3 protein-coding genes are annotated in these 2,203 nt (G+C 52.8%); all 3 read right to left on the reverse strand.

Annotated elements, in window-relative coordinates; all coding sequences use genetic code 11:
• Positions 1 to 155: 155 nt before the first annotated feature.
• The gene (locus MSKU9_RS00435) at positions 156 to 497 is read right to left on the reverse strand and encodes a hypothetical protein (RefSeq protein ID WP_141259403.1); all 342 of its coding nucleotides are present in this window, start codon (positions 495 to 497) and stop codon (positions 156 to 158) included.
• Positions 498 to 840: 343 nt separating this feature from the next.
• Positions 841 to 1,678, reverse strand: a protein-coding gene (locus MSKU9_RS00440) for an IS5 family transposase (protein ID WP_141259401.1) whose coding sequence is annotated in 2 segments (ribosomal slippage) — positions 841 to 1,572 and positions 1,574 to 1,678 — 837 coding nt in all. Because the reading frame shifts where the segments join, the coding sequence is not laid out codon by codon here.
• A gap of 291 nt (positions 1,679 to 1,969) precedes the next feature.
• The coding region (locus tag MSKU9_RS00445) for a transposase (RefSeq protein ID WP_141259402.1) at positions 1,970 to 2,203 on the reverse strand (234 nt) is incomplete at its 5' end.

Raw genomic sequence — 2,203 nt, forward strand, 5'->3', positions numbered from 1 at the left:
CATAACTGAGTCCCGGTGTCGCGGGTTCGGTCCTCCCCGACTTTCGTACGCCTCACGGCGCCCGAAACTCTTCAGGAGAGTGGAATGTCTGCTTCTGGAATGCCAACATATGAAAGCAGATATTCTTGTATTCGGTGTTGACGAACGATCTGCCCTTACGGACTCGGGTCAATCTCTCTTCCCGCCTGCACCTCGGGGTCATTTTCAAAGGCATGCAGAACGGCTGACCAGAATGCCCGCAAACTGGGAAAACGGCCCCAATTCGGTGGCTCTTCGGGGGCAACCGTGGGGTTTATACCGAGCATAACCCAGCTGACGCGCTCAATATCCTCGTCACTATAGATCAGGAAATTTCTTAATTCTCTGATCGTTTGCCGTTTGAATGGCAAATCCCGTGTTTGTGGTTCATCCTGAATAACTTCACGTAACGTATCGCCAAATGTATCGGCATCTTCGCCGAATGTGCCCCCGTCGAGGTCGGCCAGACGAGGAAACATGTCGAGAATATCGTCATTGGTACAGTTTAACAGTTTGGACATAATATATCATCCCATTGTGTTCTTTTTTGATAATTGTCACGCGTATACGTCGAGCAGTTTTGTGCAGACGATCTGCATTCTTGACAACAATAGCTCTACTCCCGGAGATATATCCTTCAATATCTATCTTTGTTTCTGTCTTTGCGTTCTTTAGGTTCTGTTGACAAAAGTTTTTCCCACGTATCAACAAGACAGCACGGCCTTACCGGACGTGTTTTGCCATCCCATATGAACTTGAGTGCCGGGAGTTCTGGTGATGTTGAAGGTCATGAAAGGTCTGAGAACCTGATTCGAAAGTTTTTCAGCACTGACAATGCCTTGCGGTTCTGCGGGTCAGCATGCGGATTGAGGCGATCAAAGTCCACGCTGTTGACGAGGCTATGGACTTTTCCCAGTCTTTGGCGAGCCGCCTGCAGCGACCGAGCCAGGCGAATGTTCGTTCGACCACCCAGCGGCGAGGCAGGATTTCAAAGCCCCTGGCTGTGTCTGATCGCCTGATGATTTCGACCGTCCATTTTCCCATGCTGGCGAGCGCGGATCGCAGTTTATTACCGGCATAGCCGCCATCGGCGAAGATGTGGCGAAGCCATGGAAAGTGTTTGCGTATTGCCGCCAGGACATCGACAGCCCCGTCACGATCCTGAATGTCAGCGGCATGAACAGGGAGGAAGATCAGGAAGCCGCAGGTATCCGTCAGAATATGGCGCTCGCGACCTTTGACCTTCTTTCCAGTGTCATAACCGGAAATTCCCCCACTTTCCGTGGTTTTCACCGACTGGCTATCAATCACGCCCGCGCTCGGGGAGGCCTTACGCCCTTCGATCTCCCGCAGGTTCATGACCAGTACCGTGTTCATCGCTTCGAACAGTCCGGCATCACGCCATGCGTAAAAGTAGCGCCTGACGGTCGAGACCGGTGGAAAGCATTTCGGCAGCAGATGCCACGCACACCCACCCGAGGCGATATGGAGTATCGCGTTTACAACCTCGCGCATATCCGCCGTGCGAGGCCGTCCGCCCCGCTTCGCCGGGGGGCACGAACGGCATAATCAAAGCCCACCCGGCATCCGTCATATCCGATGGATATCGCAATCCCTCCCGGCTATGTTCGTGTCGGGCAATACCAGTCCATGCCACCATTCACTCCATCTCTTCGCAAAGACGGATGAATCACAACAGGCTGGTATTGTTCAAAAACTTTCGGATCAGGCTCTTAGGTAGGTCAAAACTCATGAGTCGACCGCAAGATATGGTTCATATCTGTTTTCTGTCCGGACGGGATGCAATCCCCGATCTCTTGGGTCAGAACCAAGCTCCCCGCGATAGGCTTCAGTCTGACTTAGTTACCTTCCCGCCGAAGCAGGCTGGTGCGTGAGGTAGCCGTTCTCACCTCACCGGACACCCGAGATATGGGTGACCTACAGCGTGTCGTCAGTTAAGCAGGATGATGATTGAGGCGAACTGCACGGCTGCGAAAAAGGTCGATTTCAGTTTATCGTAGCGGGTTGCGATAGCGCGAAACCGCTTGAGTTTATTGAAGAACCTCTCAACAAGGTTCCGTTCGCGGTAGAGAGAAAAATCGGTTTTCCGTCGTGTCGTTCTGTTGCGTTTTGGCGGGATGACCGGGGTAATCCCGCGCTGTATCAGCCGATCGATCAACCTGTC

The organism is Komagataeibacter diospyri, from assembly GCF_006538165.1.
Classification (GTDB): domain Bacteria; phylum Pseudomonadota; class Alphaproteobacteria; order Acetobacterales; family Acetobacteraceae; genus Komagataeibacter; species Komagataeibacter diospyri.